Annotated in this window: 14 protein-coding genes; 8 read left to right on the top strand and 6 right to left on the bottom strand. The window is 72.8% G+C overall.

What is annotated here, in order from left to right; all coding sequences use genetic code 11:
• Window positions 1-135: 135 nt before the first annotated feature.
• From ABD086_RS19725 to ABD086_RS19715, 3 genes are read left to right on the top strand one after another with little or no spacing between them, the layout of a single operon-like run.
• Window positions 136-867, top strand: coding sequence for a winged helix-turn-helix domain-containing protein (locus ABD086_RS19725; RefSeq protein WP_343909374.1), 732 nt, complete (start codon window positions 136-138; stop codon window positions 865-867).
• Window positions 864-1,955: a sensor histidine kinase gene (locus tag ABD086_RS19720; protein WP_343909372.1), complete on the top strand. Its 1,092-nt coding sequence runs from the start codon at window positions 864-866 to the stop codon at window positions 1,953-1,955. The genes ABD086_RS19725 and ABD086_RS19720 overlap by 4 nt, the downstream gene beginning before the upstream one ends.
• 43 nt (window positions 1,956-1,998) lie before the next feature.
• Window positions 1,999-3,921, top strand: coding sequence for a thioredoxin domain-containing protein (locus tag ABD086_RS19715; RefSeq protein ID WP_343909370.1), 1,923 nt, complete (start codon window positions 1,999-2,001; stop codon window positions 3,919-3,921).
• On the opposite strand, the gene ABD086_RS19710 is transcribed toward ABD086_RS19715, so the two are convergent.
• A complete protein-coding gene (locus tag ABD086_RS19710; protein WP_343909368.1) occupies window positions 3,902-4,876 on the bottom strand; it encodes an ArsR/SmtB family transcription factor in 975 nt (324 codons plus the stop codon). The genes ABD086_RS19715 and ABD086_RS19710 overlap by 20 nt on opposite strands.
• Window positions 4,877-4,932: 56 nt before the next feature.
• On the opposite strand from ABD086_RS19710, the gene ABD086_RS19705 reads away from it, so the two are divergent.
• Window positions 4,933-6,183 carry an MFS transporter gene (locus ABD086_RS19705; protein ID WP_343909366.1) on the top strand — a complete coding sequence of 417 codons (1,251 nt, stop codon included), beginning with the start codon at window positions 4,933-4,935 and terminating at the stop codon, window positions 6,181-6,183.
• Here the strand turns inward: ABD086_RS19705 and trhA are convergent.
• Window positions 6,144-6,863: a PAQR family membrane homeostasis protein TrhA gene (gene trhA, locus ABD086_RS19700; RefSeq protein WP_343909364.1), complete on the bottom strand. Its 720-nt coding sequence runs from the start codon at window positions 6,861-6,863 to the stop codon at window positions 6,144-6,146. The genes ABD086_RS19705 and trhA overlap by 40 nt on opposite strands.
• A 95-nt stretch (window positions 6,864-6,958) precedes the next feature.
• On the opposite strand from trhA, the gene ABD086_RS19695 reads away from it, so the two are divergent.
• The 3 genes from ABD086_RS19695 (at window position 6,959) to ABD086_RS19685 (ending at window position 10,328) form a co-directional block, all read left to right on the top strand.
• Complete coding sequence (locus ABD086_RS19695; RefSeq protein WP_343909363.1) at window positions 6,959-7,732, top strand: isoprenyl transferase; 774 nt, start codon at window positions 6,959-6,961, stop codon at window positions 7,730-7,732.
• Window positions 7,733-8,099: 367 nt separating this feature from the next.
• Window positions 8,100-9,461, top strand: a complete 1,362-nt coding sequence (gene phoH2 / locus ABD086_RS19690) for an RNA 5'-3' helicase PhoH2 (protein WP_425571663.1) — start codon at window positions 8,100-8,102, stop codon at window positions 9,459-9,461.
• A gap of 210 nt (window positions 9,462-9,671) precedes the next feature.
• Window positions 9,672-10,328 (top strand): aggregation-promoting factor C-terminal-like domain-containing protein, encoded by a 657-nt coding sequence (locus ABD086_RS19685; RefSeq protein ID WP_343909361.1) that lies wholly within the window; start codon window positions 9,672-9,674, stop codon window positions 10,326-10,328.
• A gap of 113 nt (window positions 10,329-10,441) precedes the next feature.
• Here ABD086_RS19685 and ABD086_RS19680 read toward each other — a convergent pair whose 3' ends face one another.
• Genes ABD086_RS19680 through ABD086_RS19670 form a run of 3 tightly spaced genes read right to left on the bottom strand, consistent with a single transcriptional unit; the run spans window position 10,442 to window position 12,780 of the window.
• A complete protein-coding gene (locus ABD086_RS19680; protein ID WP_343909359.1) occupies window positions 10,442-11,833 on the bottom strand; it encodes a class II fumarate hydratase in 1,392 nt (463 codons plus the stop codon).
• A complete protein-coding gene (locus tag ABD086_RS19675; RefSeq protein ID WP_343909357.1) occupies window positions 11,830-12,513 on the bottom strand; it encodes a spermine/spermidine synthase domain-containing protein in 684 nt (227 codons plus the stop codon). Before ABD086_RS19675 ends, ABD086_RS19680 begins: the two co-directional genes overlap by 4 nt.
• Before the next feature lie 30 nt (window positions 12,514-12,543).
• Window positions 12,544-12,780, bottom strand: coding sequence for a TFIIB-type zinc ribbon-containing protein (locus tag ABD086_RS19670; RefSeq protein ID WP_343909355.1), 237 nt, complete (start codon window positions 12,778-12,780; stop codon window positions 12,544-12,546).
• A 71-nt stretch (window positions 12,781-12,851) separates the two neighbouring features.
• On the opposite strand from ABD086_RS19670, the gene ABD086_RS19665 reads away from it, so the two are divergent.
• On the top strand, window positions 12,852-13,067 hold the full coding sequence (locus tag ABD086_RS19665) for a hypothetical protein (protein ID WP_343909354.1): 216 nt from the start codon (window positions 12,852-12,854) through the stop codon (window positions 13,065-13,067).
• 27 nt (window positions 13,068-13,094) lie between these two features.
• Here ABD086_RS19665 and ABD086_RS19660 read toward each other — a convergent pair whose 3' ends face one another.
• Entirely contained in the window at window positions 13,095-14,780 is a 1,686-nt protein-coding gene (locus ABD086_RS19660; RefSeq protein WP_343909353.1) for a fumarate hydratase, read from the bottom strand.
• Window positions 14,781-14,832: the final 52 nt, after the last annotated feature.

Below are 14,832 nucleotides of genomic sequence, written 5' to 3'. Positions count from 1 at the left end.
CGTCCTGTGTGTGTCTCCACGGTGCAGGGCCCGGTCCGGGGATGCCGTCGACGTTCGATGAAGGTTCGCTGAAGAACGGCGCCCCGGGGTCCGGAGCCGCCCCGCTGGGGCGGTCCGGCTGCCACGATGAGCGGCATGGGCCCCTCCGACCTCGCCTCCCGGGCGCCCCGCCCGCCGTCCGGGCTGCGCGCCCTGGTCGTCGAGGACGAGGTCAAGCTCGCCGGGTTGATCGGCAGCTACCTGGAGCGTGACGGGTTCGAGGCGACGTTGGTCCACGACGGGTTGCGGGCCGTGGCCGCCGCGCGCGACGTCGACCCGGACGTCGTGGTCCTGGACCTCGGCCTCCCGGACCTCGACGGCGTCGAGGTGTGCCGCCGGATCCGCACCTTCTCCGACTGCTACGTCGTGATGCTCACCGCCCGGGCCGACGAGGTCGACACCCTGATCGGCCTCTCGGTCGGGGCCGACGACTACATGACCAAGCCGTTCAGCCCGCGCGAGCTGACCGCACGGATCGGTGCCCTGCTCCGCCGTCCCCGCCGGTCGCCGGAGCCGTCCGAGGAGACCCTGTCGTTCGGCGCGCTCACCATCGACCTGCAGGGTCGCGACGTCTGGCTCGACGGCGCGCCGGTGCCGCTGACCCGCACCGAGTTCGACCTGCTGGCCGCACTCGCCGAGCGGCCCCGGATGGTGTTCGCCCGCCGCCAGCTGATCGACCGGGTCTGGGGTGAGTCCTGGGTCGGCGACGAGCACCTCGTCGACGTTCACGTCGGACACCTGCGGCGCAAGCTGGGCGACGACGTGGCCAGCGCGAGGTACGTCCGGACCGTGCGCGGGGTCGGCTACCGGATGGGCACGGGCGAGTGACCACGCGGCCCCGGTTCGCGACGCGGCTGCTGCTCGCCCAGGGCCTGGTGCTGGTCGCGGGCGCCGTGACCACCTGGCTGGTGGCCACCGCGGTCGCACCGGGCATCTTCCACGACCACCTGTCCCGCGCGGGGGTCGAGCACACGACCGAGGAGACACGACACGTCGAGGAGGCGTTCGGCTCGGCGCTGCTGATCTCACTGGGCGTCGCCCTGCTGATCTCGGTCGTGGCGGCGCTCGCCGTCTCGTGGTACTTCAGCCGGCACGTGCAGCGCTCCTTGAGCCAGGTGTCGGAAGCCGCCGCGCAGCTCGCGGCGGGCCGGTACCAGGTCCGGGTGGGCGACCCCCTGCTCGGCGCGGAGTTCGCGAGCCTCGCCGACACCTACAACGCACTGGCCGAGCGGCTCGAGGCCACCGAGGCCACGCGGCGCCGGATGCTCGCGGACCTCGCGCACGAGATGCGCACCCCGCTCGCGACGATCGAGGCGCACCTGGAGGCCGTCGAGGACCACGTGCGCGAGCTGGACGCCGACACCGTGGCGGTGCTGCGCGACTCCACCCGGCGGCTGGGGCGGCTCGCCGAGGACGTGGCGGCCGTGTCCCGCGCCGAGGAGGGCGACCTGCACCTCGACCCCCGCCCGGTCGACGCGGCGAGCCTCGCCGCTTCTGCCGCCGCGGCAGCACTGGACCGGTACGCCGCCCGCGGGGTGGAGCTGCGCACCGTCCTGCGTCCCGCGGGGTCGGTGACCGTCGACGCCGAACGGATCGGCCAGGTGCTCGGCAACCTCCTCGACAACGCCCTGCAGCACACCCCCGCCGGGGGCGCCGTGACCCTCACCTGCGCGCCGGTGGGCGGGTGGGTGGAGTACGTCGTCGCCGACACGGGCGAGGGGATCGCCCCCGAGCACCTGCCGCACCTGTTCGACCGGTTCTACCGGGTGGACGTCGCCCGCGACCGCGACCACGGCGGGTCCGGCATCGGCCTGGCCATCGCCAAGGCGCTGGCCGAGGCCCACGGCGGTGGCGTCTCGGTCGCGAGCGACGGTCGCGGCCACGGCGCCACGTTCACCGTCCGGCTGCCGGCCTGACCGCTCCGCCCGACGCCGACCACGGCTGAGCCATGCTGGGGGAATGCCGAACCGCCTGAAGGACGCGACCTCGCCGTACCTCCTCCAGCACGCCGACAACCCGGTGCACTGGTGGGAGTGGGGCGGCGAGCCGTTCGCCGAGGCCCGGCAGCGCAACGTCCCCGTGCTCCTCAGCGTGGGGTACGCCGCCTGCCACTGGTGCCACGTGATGGCGCACGAGTCGTTCGAGGACGAGGCGACCGCGGCGTACCTCAACGAGCACTTCGTGTCGATCAAGGTCGACCGCGAGGAGCGGCCCGACGTGGACGCGGTCTACATGCAGGCGACCACGTCGATGACCGGGCACGGCGGCTGGCCGATGACCGTGGTGCTCGACCACGACGGCAACCCGTTCTTCGCCGGCACCTACTTCCCGGAGGCGCCGCGGCACGGGCAGCCGTCGTTCCGCCAGGTGCTGGAGGCGCTGAGCGACGCCTGGGTCAACCGCGCCGACGAGGTCGCCCGGATCGGCGCGACGCTGCGGGACCACCTCAACCAGGCGAACGCGCTCATCGCAGGGACGATCGACGTCGACGCCTCGGTCGCGACGCTGGCGACGGAGTTCGACCCGCGGTCGGCCGGGTTCGGGGGAGCGCCGAAGTTCCCGCCGTCGATGGTGCTGGAGTTCCTGCTCCGGCACGGCGAGCGCGAGATGCTCGGCGCGACGCTGGAGGCCATGGCCCGCGGTGGCATCCACGACCAGCTCGCCGGCGGGTTCGCCCGCTACTCCGTCGACAACGACTGGGTGGTGCCGCACTTCGAGAAGATGCTCTACGACAACGCGCTGCTGCTGCGCGTGTACGCCGGCTGGGGCACGCCGCTGGGCGACCGGGTCGCCCGGGGGATCGCCGACTTCCTGCTCGCCGAGCTGCGCACCGACGAGGGCGGCTTCGCCTCCGCGCTGGACGCCGACTCCGAGGGCGAGGAGGGCACCTTCTACGTCTGGACCCCGGCGCAGCTCGCCGAGGTCCTCGGCCCCGAGGACGGCGCGTGGGCCGCCGAGCTGCTGTCCGTGACCGACGCCGGCACCTTCGAGCGCGGGACGTCCACGCTGCAGCTGCTCCGGGACCCCGACGACCCGGAGCGCTGGGACGACGTACGCCTCCGGCTGCTGGAGGCCCGCGCGCGCCGGGAGCGGCCCGCCCGCGACGACAAGGTCGTCGCCTCGTGGAACGGGCTGGCGATCAGCGGCCTGTGCCGGGCCGGGTACGTCGAGGCCGCCGAGCGCGCGGCCGACCTGCTGTGGCGGGTGCACGTCGTCGACGGCCGGCTGCGCCGCGTCTCCCGCGACGGCGTCGTCGGGACCCCGGCGGGCGTGCTCGAGGACCATGGCTGCGTGGCGGCCGCGTTCGTCGACCTGTTCCAGGCGACCGGCGACGTCGACTGGCTCACCCGGGCGGGCGCGATCCTCGACGTCGCGCTCGCGCACTTCGGCGCCGACGACGGCGGCTTCTTCGACACCGCGGACGACGCCGAGGCCCTGGTCGCCCGGCCACGCGACCCCTCCGACAACGCCTACCCCTCCGGGCTCTCCTCGATGGTGCACGCGCTGGCGGCGTACGCCGCGATCACCGGCGAGGGCCGCTACCGCGAGGCCGCCGGGCGGGCGCTGGCGACCGTGGCGCAGATCGCGGAGAAGGCGCCCCGGTTCGCCGGCTGGTCGCTGGCGGCCGCGCAGTCGATGCTCGACGGCCCGGTCGAGGTGGCGATCGTGGGCGAGCCCGGCGAGGAGCGCGACGCCCTCGAGGCCGTCGCCCGCCGCGACCCGAACGCGGTCGTCGTGGTCGCCGACGAGCCCACCGACGAGGTGCCGCTGCTGGTCGGCCGCGAGCCGGTCGACGGGCGGGCGGCCGCCTACGTCTGCCGGGGCTTCGTCTGCGAGCGGCCGGTCACGACCGCCGACGAGCTCAGCGCCGCGCTGCGGTGAGCAGCCGGTCGCCCAGGTCCGAGCGCAGGTAGAGCACCGACCGCCCGTGCCGGGCCGACGTCAGCAGCCCGCCGTCGCGCAGCGCCCGCAGGTGCTGGTTGACGGCGCTGGTCGTGACGCCGAGCCGGACCGCGAGCTCGGTCGACGAGGCGGGTGACTCCAGCAGCGCCAGCAGGCGCGACCGGACGCCGCCGAGCAGGTCGGCCAGCGCGTCCCGCTCGCCGAGCGGCTCCGCCTCCCAGAGCGTGCCGACCCCGCGCGCGCCGTACAGGATCAGCGGCGCCTCGTCCGCCGAGATCGGCGCGGTCACGTTGCGGGTGAACAGCGACGGGGCCAGGGTCAGCCCCTCGCCGGAGGTCGACCGGCGGAAGCCGACCTTGGACGTCATCTCCACCCGCACCACGTCGTCGACGAGCTGGATCCGCGGCGACAGGTCGGCGAACATCGCGGCCAGCCCCTCGCGGGCGATGGTGCGGCCGCGGAAGACGATGTCGGCCTCCAGCACGGTCCGCATCCGCGGCCACCACGGCTCGAAGCAGGCGTCCCAGTACGCCGCCAGCGCGGTGACGATCCGCTGCAGCAGTCGGTCGCGCCGCCCGGTCAGCACCGCCGGCCGGCGGCCGGGGTGGACCTCGTCGATGTCGTCGCGCACCACGTCGAGCGGCGTCGCCGCGACCACCTCCAGCTCGTCGTGGAACCGGGTCAGCGGCGAGCGCGGTCGGGGCGTGAGGAAGTCCGGCGTCCAGAGGCTCTCGTTGGTCAGGGCCAGGAGCAGCTCGCGGTCGAGCCCCGAGCGCGCGTCCTCGGTGCGGTTCAGCCACGGCAGCATCAGCGGGTAGCGGCCGGGCTCGCGCCAGGTGCGCAGCGACAGCGCGAGCTCGTTCATCGGCGAGAGGGCGAACCGCACGTCGCCGAGGTCGGCGCCGGCCAGCTCGTACTCGATCAGCCCGACCATGAAGCAGGACGCTACATCGTTGGTGGCGCCTCACCGGGCCGTGGGAGAACTCTCCCGTGATCCTCCCCGCCGAGCCCGTGCACCGCGCCCTGACGCTGACGACCGCCTCCGCCTCCCTGGCGACGGGGCTGTTCTACAGCGTCAGCGCGTTGTACTTCACCCGCGTCATCGGGCTCGCGCCGACGACCGTCGGGCTCGGCCTCACCGTCGCCGGGGCGGTCGGCGTGCTGGCGTCGTTCCTCGGCGGGTACGCCTCGGACCGGGTCGGCGCCGACCGGCTGCAGCTGGCGGCGAACGCCGTCCAGGGCCTGGCGATGCTCGCCTACGTGTTCGCCGGGTCGGCGCTCGCCTTCACCCTCGTCGCGTGCGTGGCGGTCGGCAGCCGGAGCCTCCAGGGGTCGGCCAAGGCGGCGCTCCAGGCGCGGTGGTTCACCGGCGCCGACCGGGTCGAGGTGCGCGCCCGGCTGCGGGTCGTCACGAACGTCTTCATCGGCCTGGGCACGGTGCTGGCCGCGCTCGCCCTCCTCGTCGACACCGCCGCGGCGTACCGCACGACGATGGTCGTGGTCGCGGTGCTGCTCGGGGCGTCGACGGCCCCGCTCCTCGGGCTCCGTCGGGTCACCGGCTTCGCGACCGTGATGGACGTCCACCTCGACCCCGACCGGGTGCGCGGGCCGTCGCCGCTGCGCGACCGCACCTACGTCAGCTCGGTCGCGCTGAACTCGGTGATCGCGATGCAGTTCTCGATGACCAGCGTCGGCGTCCCGCTCTGGATCGTCACGCGCACCGAGGCTCCGGCGGTCGTCATCTCGGTGCTGCTGGTGCTCAACACGGTCGTGGTCGCGCTCTTCCAGGTGCGAGCGGCGCGCGGGACCCACGACATCGCCGTCGCCGGCCGCACGGTCCGGCGGGGGAGCCTGCTGCTCGCGGCCGGGTGCCTGCTGTACGCCGCGGCCGGCAGCGTGGGCGCGGTCGCCGCCGTCGCGCTGCTGGTGGCCGCCGAGCTGCTCGGCACCTGGGCGGAGATCTGGTGCGAGGCCGGCGGCTGGGGCCTCGCCTTCGAGCTCGCCGACCCCGCGAGCGCCGGCGCCTACCAGGGCCTGACGCAGACCGGCTACGCGGTGGCGGGCATGGTGGCCCCGGCGCTGGTGACCGCGACCGCGGTCGACCACGGGCTCCCCGGCTGGGCGTTCCTGGCGGCCGTCTTCGCGCTCGCCGGTACGGCGGTCGCGGTGCTGTCGCGGCAGGCCGCGGCCCGGCGTACCCCTCAGCGCAGGGCGTACGTCGCCATCGAGACGCCGACGTAGTGCGCGACGAACGCGAGGATCGTGAAGGTGTGGAACACCTCGTGGAAGCCGAACCAGCGCGGCCACGGGTTGGGGCGCTTGAAGCCGTAGACGACGCCGCCGAACGTGTAGAGCGCGCCGCCGACGATGATCATCGTGAACGTCGCGATGCCGATGCCGAGGCCGAGGCGGGTGGCGCCGTCGAAGAAGCTCGGCATGAAGAAGACCGCGGCCCAGCCCAGCGCGATGTAGATCGGGACGTAGAGCCAGCGTGGCGCGTCGGTCCAGAAGACCCGGAAGCCGACGCCGAGGATCGCGCCGCCCCAGACGGTCGCGAGCAGCACCACCTGCTGGGTGCCCTCGAGCAGCAGGATGCTGAACGGCGTGTAGGACCCCGCGATCAGCAGGAAGATGTTGGAGTGGTCGAACCGGCGCAGGAACGCCCACACCCGCGGCGACCAGGTGCCCGTGTGGTAGATCGCCGACACCGTGAACAGCACCAGCGCGGACGCGGTGAACACCGCCGACCCGATGCGGGTGGCGGTGGTCGGCGACAGCGCGATCAGCACGATCCCGGCGGCCAGGGTGAGCGGCGCCGTACCCAGGTGCAGCCAGCCGCGGAGCTTCGGCTTGATCTCGGCCGTGAGGTCGGCGACGGCGTCGTGCAGGGACTCGAGGCCCGCGCGCATGGCCTGGTTCATGTCGTCGAACCTACCCGGGGTAGGGCACGACAACCCCGCAGGTGGTGCACGTCGAGTCGACCTGTGATCAACGTCGCGCCGGTACGATCGCCAGCGTGGCGGACTGGAAGCGCGGGCTCCGGCGGGTGCTCTACCCGGCGTACGAGGCACGGATGCTGCGCCGGATGCCCGACCCCATCCCGAAGCACGTCGGGGTGATGCTGGACGGCAACCGCCGCTGGGCCAAGGCCGTCGGCCGCGACACCGCCCACGGCCACCAGGCCGGCGCCGCGAACATCGAGCCGCTGCTCGGGTGGTGCGACGAGGTCGGCATCGAGGTGGTCACCCTGTGGCTGCTGTCGACCGACAACCTCAATCGCCCCGAGCGCGAGCTGGCGCCGCTGCTCGACATCATCTCCGAGGCGGTCGCGTCGCTGGCCGACCAGCAGAAGTGGCGGATCCACCCGGTGGGCGCGCTCGACCTGCTGCCCGCCGCCGTCGCCGAGCGGCTCAAGGCCGCCGAGGAGGCCACCCGCGACGTCGACGGGATGCTCGTCAACGTCGCGGTCGGGTACGGCGGGCGGCGCGAGATCGCCGACGCCGTCCGGTCGCTGCTGACCGAGGCCGCGGCGGAGGGCACCTCGATGGAGGAGCTCGCCAGCATGATCGACGTCGAGCACATCGCCGAGCACCTCTACACCAAGGGCCAGCCCGACCCCGACCTCGTCATCCGCACCTCCGGCGAGCAGCGGCTGGGCGGCTTCCTGCTCTGGCAGAGCGCGAAGTCGGAGTTCTACTTCTGCGAGGCCTACTGGCCCGACTTCCGCCGCGTGGACTTCCTCCGCGCGATCCGCGCGTACGCGCAGCGGGAGCGGCGGTTCGGGGCGTAGCCGCGGGCTTCGGCTGCTGACAGCCGAAACCCGCACGACACGCCGGCGCGCATCGGCGTGTCGTGCGGGTTCTGGCTGCCAGGCGCCGGCTGGAGGGCGCGCGCGGCGCCCCCACCGTTCACCCCGCGTTCTGGCGTGTCGCCCCGGAACCGCCGGGGGAGCGGCGTACTTTCCGACTATCGGCGGGTGGGGAAGCTCGCCGTATCGGGAGGCCCGTTCGTGAGAGATCGCGACTGCACAGCACGGCAGCCTCGCTGCCGCGCGACCGGGAGCCGGCACTCCGGCGCTCGGGCCCGCACCGGTCCGTCTGCTTGAAACCACGGCCGGGGCGCAGAGTGCTCGCGCTGGCCTGCGAAGGGGTGTCACCGTGCCGAACCAGGCTCCGAAGACCCAGCGCTCCGCCCCCACGAAGACCCGCGCGAAATCCGCGCCGTCCGTGCGCACCTACGTCCTCGACACCAGCGTCCTGCTCGCCGACCCCGGCGCGATCCGGCGGTTCGAGGAGCACGAGGTCGTGCTGCCGGTCGTGGTGATCACCGAGCTGGAGGGCAAGCGGCACCACCCCGAGCTGGGCTTCTTCGCACGCACGGCGTTGCGGATGCTGGACGAGCTGCGGATCACCCACGGCCGCCTCGACGAGCCGGTCCCGGTCGGCGACCTCGGCGGCACGGTGCGCGTCGAGCTCAACCACACCGACCCCGCGGCGCTGCCCTCCGGGTTCCGGCTCGGCGACAACGACACCCGCATCCTCGCCGTCGCCTGCAACCTCGCCAACGAGGGCGCGGACGTCACGCTGGTCTCCAAGGACCTGCCGCTGCGGATCAAGGCGTCCGCGGTCGGCTTGGACGCGCAGGAGTACCGCGCCGAGGCGATCAGCGACTCCGACACCGGCTACTCCGGCATGGCCGAGCTCGAGGTCGCCGCCGCCGACCTCGACGAGCTGTACGACGACGGCGTGGTCGACCTCGAGGCGGCCCGCGACCTGCCCTGCCACACCGGCCTGGTGCTGCTCTCGGACCGCGGTACGGCGCTGGGCCGGGTCGGCCCCGACAAGCAGGTGCACCTGGTGCGCGGTGACCGCGAGGCGTTCGGCATCCACGGCCGCTCGGCCGAGCAGCGGATCGCGCTGGAGATGCTGCTGGACCCCGATGTCGGCATCGTGTCGCTCGGCGGCCGGGCCGGGACCGGCAAGTCCGCGATGGCGCTCTGCGCCGGGCTGGAGGCGGTGCTCGAACGCCGCCAGCACCAGAAGGTCGTGGTGTTCCGCCCGCTGTTCGCCGTGGGCGGCCAGGAGCTCGGCTACCTACCGGGCTCGGAGTCCGAGAAGATGTCGCCCTGGGCGCAGGCGGTGTTCGACACCCTCGGAGCGATGACCTCCAAGGACGTCATCGACGAGATCCTCGACCGCGGGATGCTCGAGGTGCTGCCGCTGACCCACATCCGGGGCCGGTCCCTGCACGACGCGTTCGTGATCGTCGACGAGGCCCAGTCGCTGGAGCGCAACGTGCTGCTGACCGTGCTGTCGCGGATCGGCGCGAACTCCAAGGTCGTGCTCACCCACGACGTCGCCCAGCGCGACAACCTCCGCGTCGGGCGGCACGACGGGGTGGTCGCCGTGATCGAGAAGCTCAAGGGGCACCCGCTGTTCGCGCACGTCACGCTCACCCGGTCCGAGCGCTCGCCGATTGCGGCGCTGGTCACGGAGATGCTGGAGAACGTCACGCTCTGAGCACACCCCTGGGGCCCCTGTGACTGTTGTGGCGGGGGAGGTGGCCGTGCGCGAATCCACAGGCCGGGATCCGGCCGTTCGGTTTGCAACCACCTCCCTCGTCAGGCAGGGTGGCCCGTGATCTTTTCGTGACCTTCTGGGCTCAGGCCTCGGGACCGCCGCACCGATGAGTCACGGAACGCCCGAGTCGCCTACCCGATCGTCGAGCCCTTGTCGAAACGCACCAAGTACGTTCCGAAGCACCGGCACGCCCCCGAGCGGACCCTCGCCCAGGCACCGAAGAAGGCCCTCCGCAACACGGTCGTGCTCTCCTCCGTCGCCGTCGCGGCCACCGGCGCGTCCGTGGCCGGCGGAGTGCTGAGCGCCCCCGCCGTCGTCTCCAGCGCTGCCGACGACCTGGGCACCCAGGTGTCGTCGCCCGTCCTGGGCGGCTCGGCGCACGAGGTCGACCGCGCACCGGTCGTGTCCCGGTCCGGTGACCGCCGCGACGCCGCCGACCCGGCCAAGGAGGCCGCGCTGTCGGTGCAGGGCGGCCCGGCCGTCACCGAGCGCGTCGAGCTGTCCGACGGCGACCCGCGCGACATCGCCCGCGTGCTGATGCCGCAGTTCGGCTTCTCCTCCGACCAGTTCGGCTGCCTCGACTCGCTGTGGACCCGCGAGAGCAACTGGAACCCGTCGGCCGAGAACGCCTCCTCGGGTGCGTACGGCATCCCGCAGTCGCTGCCCGGCTCCAAGATGGCCTCCGCCGGCGCCGACTGGGCCACCAACCCGGCCACCCAGATCGAGTGGGGCCTCGGCTACATCCGCGACCGCTACGGCAGCCCCTGCGGCGCGTGGGGCCACTCCGAGTCGTACGGCTGGTACTGAGGCGAACCTGTCGGCGAACCTGTCGGCGAATGCCTGTACTTGTCGGCCGAAGTTTCGGCCGACAAGTACAGGTTTCCCCGGTTGACCGGGGAAACCGTCACCGCCACCGGCCCCTACGGGTGCGTCATCGACTCCACGTCGAGCGCCTCGTCCAGCTGCGCCGCGGTGAGCTCGCCGCGCTCGACGTAGCCCAGCCGGATCACGGTCTCGCGGATGGTGGCGCCGTCGGCCAGCGCCTGCTTGGCGACCTTGGCCGCGGCCTCGTAGCCGATGTACTTGTTCAGCGGCGTGACGACCGACGGCGAGGACTCGGCGTACTGGCGCATCCGGTCGGCGTCCGCGGTGATCCCGTCCACGCACCGGGCCGCCAGCACCCGCGAGGAGGCCGCCAGCAGCCGCACGGACTCCAGGACGTTGCGCGCCATCACCGGCATCGCGACGTTGAGCTCGAACGCCCCGCTGGCGCCGGCGGCGGTCACCGCGGCGTCGTTGCCGATCACCTGGAAGCAGACCATCAGCGTGGCCTCCGGGAGCACCGGGTTGACCTTGCCCGGCATGATGCTCGACCCCGGCTGGAGGTCGGGCAGGTGGATCTCCGCGAGCCCGGTGGTCGGGCCCGACGACATCCAGCGCAGGTCGTTGCAGATCTTGGCGAGCCCGACCGCGTAGGTGCGCAGCACCCCGCTCAGCTCCACCAGCGAGTCGCGGGTGCCCTGCGCCTCGAAGTGGTTGCGCGCCTCGGTGAACGGCTGCCCCGTCGACTCGGAGAGTACGGCGATCACCCGCTCCGCGAACCCCTCCGGGGTGTTGATCCCGGTGCCCACCGCCGTGCCGCCCAGGGGCAGCTCGCGCACCCGGGGGAGCACCGACTCGAGCCGCTCGGCGGCGTACCGGACGGTCGCGGCGTAGCCGCTGAACTCCTGGCCGAGCATCACCGGCGTCGCGTCCATCAGGTGCGTGCGGCCGGACTTCACCAGCCCGGCGAACTCCTCGGCCTTGGCCTCCAGGGAGGTCGCGAGCACGTCCAGCGCGGGCAGCAGGTCGCCGACGACCGCGAGCGTCGAGGCGACGTGGATCGCGGTCGGGAAGGTGTCGTTGCTGGACTGGCTCGCGTTCACGTGGTCGTTGGGGTGCACCTCGTGGCCGGCCCGCTGGGCGAGGGTGGCGATCACCTCGTTGGCGTTCATGTTGGAGCTGGTGCCCGAGCCGGTCTGGAAGACGTCGATCGGGAACTCGGCGTCGTGCCGGCCCTCCACCACCTCGGTCGCGGCCGCCACGATCGCGCCGGCCTGCGCGGCGTCGAGGATCCCGAGCTCGCCGTTCACGGTCGCCGCCGCGGCCTTCACCCGGCCGATCGCGTGGATCAGCGCCGGCTCGATCGGGGTGCCGCTGATCGGGAAGTTCTCCACCGCCCGCTGGGTCTGCGCCCGCCACACGGCGTCGGCGGGCACCCGGACCTCGCCCATGCTGTCGCGCTCGATGCGGTAGTCGTCTCCGGAGGTCATGCCTCGGACGTTACCCGCGCGACGTAGAGCCAGTACTTCTCGGCGCGGTCCTGCAGGAGCACGTCGTGCGCGTAGCCCTCGGCGCTGTCGAACACCCGGTCCAGCAGGTCGACCAGGCCCGGCGCCTCGGCGGCCGACCAGATCGCCAGGGCCCCGCCGGGCCGCAGCACGTCGCGCGCGCTGCGCAGGAACGGCTCCTCGTACAGCGCCGCGTTGACCTCGTGCACCAGGTAGCCCGGACCGTTGTCGACGTCGAGCAGGATCAGGTCGTACGACGAGCGCGGCGCCTCCGCGAGCGCGACCGCGACGTCCGCGACGACGACGCGCACCCGCTCGTCGGCCAGCAGCGCCGGGCCGTGGGGGACGGTGCCGTCGCGCATCCAGTCGACCAGCGCCTGCTCGATCTCGACGACCGCGCACTTCTCGACCCGGTGGTCGGCCAGCACGGCGTGCATGGTGAACCCGAGCCCCAGGCCGCCGACCACGACCGCCTTCGGGTCGGCCACCTGGGCCAGTGCCGACTCGGCCAGCGCCTGCTCGGTGCTGGTCTCGAGGTTGTCCATCACGAAGACGCCGTTCGCCCGCAGCTCCAGCACCGTCGGCGCGCCCTCGTCGCGGCGTTCCCTCAGCACCAGCTCGCCGCGTGCGGTCTCGGCGCGGGCGATCTCGACGTAGTCCACGGGGCCAGTGTTACCCGACGCCTGGTCGGCTCAGTCGAACAGCTCGCTGAGCCAGCTCTCCTTGCGCTTCTTGCGGTAGTAGCCCTGCTGGGGCTGGTACGCGGTGGGCTGGGGAGCCGGCGGTGCGGGCTGCCCGAGCGAGCGCTCGATGATCTTGTCCAGCTCGCCGCGGTCCAGCCACACGCCGCGGCAGGTCGGGCAGTAGTCGATCTCGATGCCGCTCCGCTCGCTCATCACGAGGGTCGTCCCGTCGGTGGGGCACTGCATGTCGGTGTCCTCTCGTCGCTCATCTCGTCGAACGTGCGAGTCGACCGCCGGGTTCCGGGTACGGGGTCGCCATGGCAGACGAGAAGCAGGACGAGGGCCAGGTCTCCGAGGTCAGTGGGCTGAAGGCGGACCCCGGCGACCAGGTCTCCGACGGCGACGCGGTCTCCGGGCAGCCGGAGGGCGAGAGCGGGAAGGTCGACGACGGTCCCACCGGCCCGGACGCCCCGACCAACGCGCCGCGGCAGGACCGCTACCCCGACAAGGACGACGTCGAGACGACCGGCTGAGCCCGCGCCCGCGGCGGGCCGGCCCGGCTACTCCGCGGACCGCACCCGGATGCCCGTCACGGGGACGGTGACCGTCCCGGACGGGTCGGTGAAGAAGTCGTTGCCCTTGTCGTCGACGACGATGAACGCCGGGAAGTCCTCGACCTCGATCTTCCAGACCGCCTCCATGCCGAGCTCGGGGTACTCGATGACCTCCTGGCTCCGGATGCAGTCCTGGGCGAGCCGGGCGGCGGGGCCGCCGATGGATCCCAGGTAGAAGCCGCCGTGGGCGGCGCACGCCTCGGTGACCTGCTTCGAGCGGTTGCCCTTGGCGAGCATCACCATCGAGCCGCCGGCCGCCTGGAACTGCTCGACGTACGAGTCCATCCGGCCCGCGGTGGTCGGCCCGAAGGAGCCCGAGGCCATGCCCTCCGGCGTCTTCGCCGGGCCGGCGTAGTAGACCGGGTGGTCGCGCAGGTACGCCGGCATCTCCTCGCCGGCGTCCAGCCGCTCCTTGATCTTGGCGTGCGCGATGTCGCGCGCGACGACCAGCGGGCCGGTGAGCGAGAGCCGGGTCTTCACGGGGTACTGCGAGAGCTGCGCGAGGATCTCCGACATCGGCCGGTTCAGGTCGACCGCGACGACCTCGCCGCCCGCGATGTCCTCCGCGACGCCGGCGTCGGGCATGTACTGCGCCGGGTCCGTCTCGAGCTGCTCGAGGAAGACGCCCTCGGGGGTGATCTTGCCGAGCGCCTGCCGGTCCGCCGAGCAGGACACCGCGATCGCGACCGGGCAGGACGCCCCGTGCCGGGGCAGCCGCACGACCCGCACGTCGTGGCAGAAGTACTTGCCGCCGAACTGCGCGCCGATCCCGAACGACTGCGTCAGCTCGAAGACCTGCTGCTCCAGCTCCACGTCGCGGAAGCCGTGCGCCGACATCGACCCCGACGTCGGCAGGTTGTCGAGGTAGTGCGCGGAGGCGTACTTGGCGGTCTTCAGCGCGAACTCCGCCGACGTGCCGCCGATGACGACCGCCAGGTGGTACGGCGGGCACGCGGCCGTGCCGAGCGAGCGGATCTTCTCGTCGAGGAACTGCAGGAGCCGCTGCGGGTTCAGGATCGCCTTCGTCTCCTGGAACAGGAACGACTTGTTCGCCGAGCCGCCGCCCTTGGCCATGAAGAGGAACTTGTACTCGGGGGTGCCGTGCGACGGCGTGGAGTAGATCTCGATCTGCGCCGGCAGGTTGGTGCCGGTGTTCTTCTCCTCGTACGTCGTCAGCGGCGCCAGCTGGGAGTAGCGCAGGTTGAGGTTCGTGTAGGCGTCGTACACGCCGCGCGAGATCGCCTCGCCGTCGTCGGCGCGGGTGAGCACGCCCTCGGTCTTCTTTCCCATCACGATCGCGGTGCCGGTGTCCTGGCACATCGGCAGCACGCCGCCGGCGGAGATGTTGACGTTCTTGAGCAGGTCGAGCGCGACGAACCGGTCGTTCCCGGAGGCCTCCGGGTCATCGATGATCCGCCGCAGCTGGGCGAGGTGGGCGGGCCGCAGGTAGTGCGCGATGTCGTGCATCGCCTCGGCCGTGAGCCGCTGGATCGCCTCGGGCGACACGCGGAGGAAGGTCTGCCCGTCCGCCTCGAACGTCGAGACGCCCTCGGTGGTGATCAGCCGGTACGGAGTGTCGTCCCGGCCGGTCGGCAGGAGGTCGGAGTACAGGAACTCGGGATCGCTCGCCACGGAGGGTCAGAGTAGCCGTGTCTTCGTTCCTGCACTCCGGGAGGTCCATCCG

This window comes from Nocardioides aquiterrae (genome assembly GCF_039526625.1).
GTDB classification, from domain to species: domain Bacteria; phylum Actinomycetota; class Actinomycetes; order Propionibacteriales; family Nocardioidaceae; genus Nocardioides; species Nocardioides aquiterrae.
The sequence above is the reverse complement of the archived record's forward strand: the minus strand, read 5'-3'. Positions and strand labels throughout refer to the sequence as shown.

Bases quoted from the DNA above. Each gene is read 5' to 3' on its own strand.
- ABD086_RS19725 (WP_343909374.1), top strand. From the start codon at position 136: ATGGGCCCCTCCGACCTCGCCTCCCGGGCGCCCCGCCCGCCGTCCGGG.
- ABD086_RS19715 (WP_343909370.1), top strand. From the start codon at position 1,999: ATGCCGAACCGCCTGAAGGACGCGACCTCGCCGTACCTCCTCCAGCAC.
- ABD086_RS19710 (WP_343909368.1), bottom strand. From the start codon at position 4,876: ATGGTCGGGCTGATCGAGTACGAGCTGGCCGGCGCCGACCTCGGCGAC.
- trhA (WP_343909364.1), bottom strand. From the start codon at position 6,863: ATGAACCAGGCCATGCGCGCGGGCCTCGAGTCCCTGCACGACGCCGTC.
- ABD086_RS19680 (WP_343909359.1), bottom strand. From the start codon at position 11,833: ATGACCTCCGGAGACGACTACCGCATCGAGCGCGACAGCATGGGCGAG.
- ABD086_RS19670 (WP_343909355.1), bottom strand. From the start codon at position 12,780: ATGCAGTGCCCCACCGACGGGACGACCCTCGTGATGAGCGAGCGGAGC.
- ABD086_RS19665 (WP_343909354.1), top strand. From the start codon at position 12,852: ATGGCAGACGAGAAGCAGGACGAGGGCCAGGTCTCCGAGGTCAGTGGG.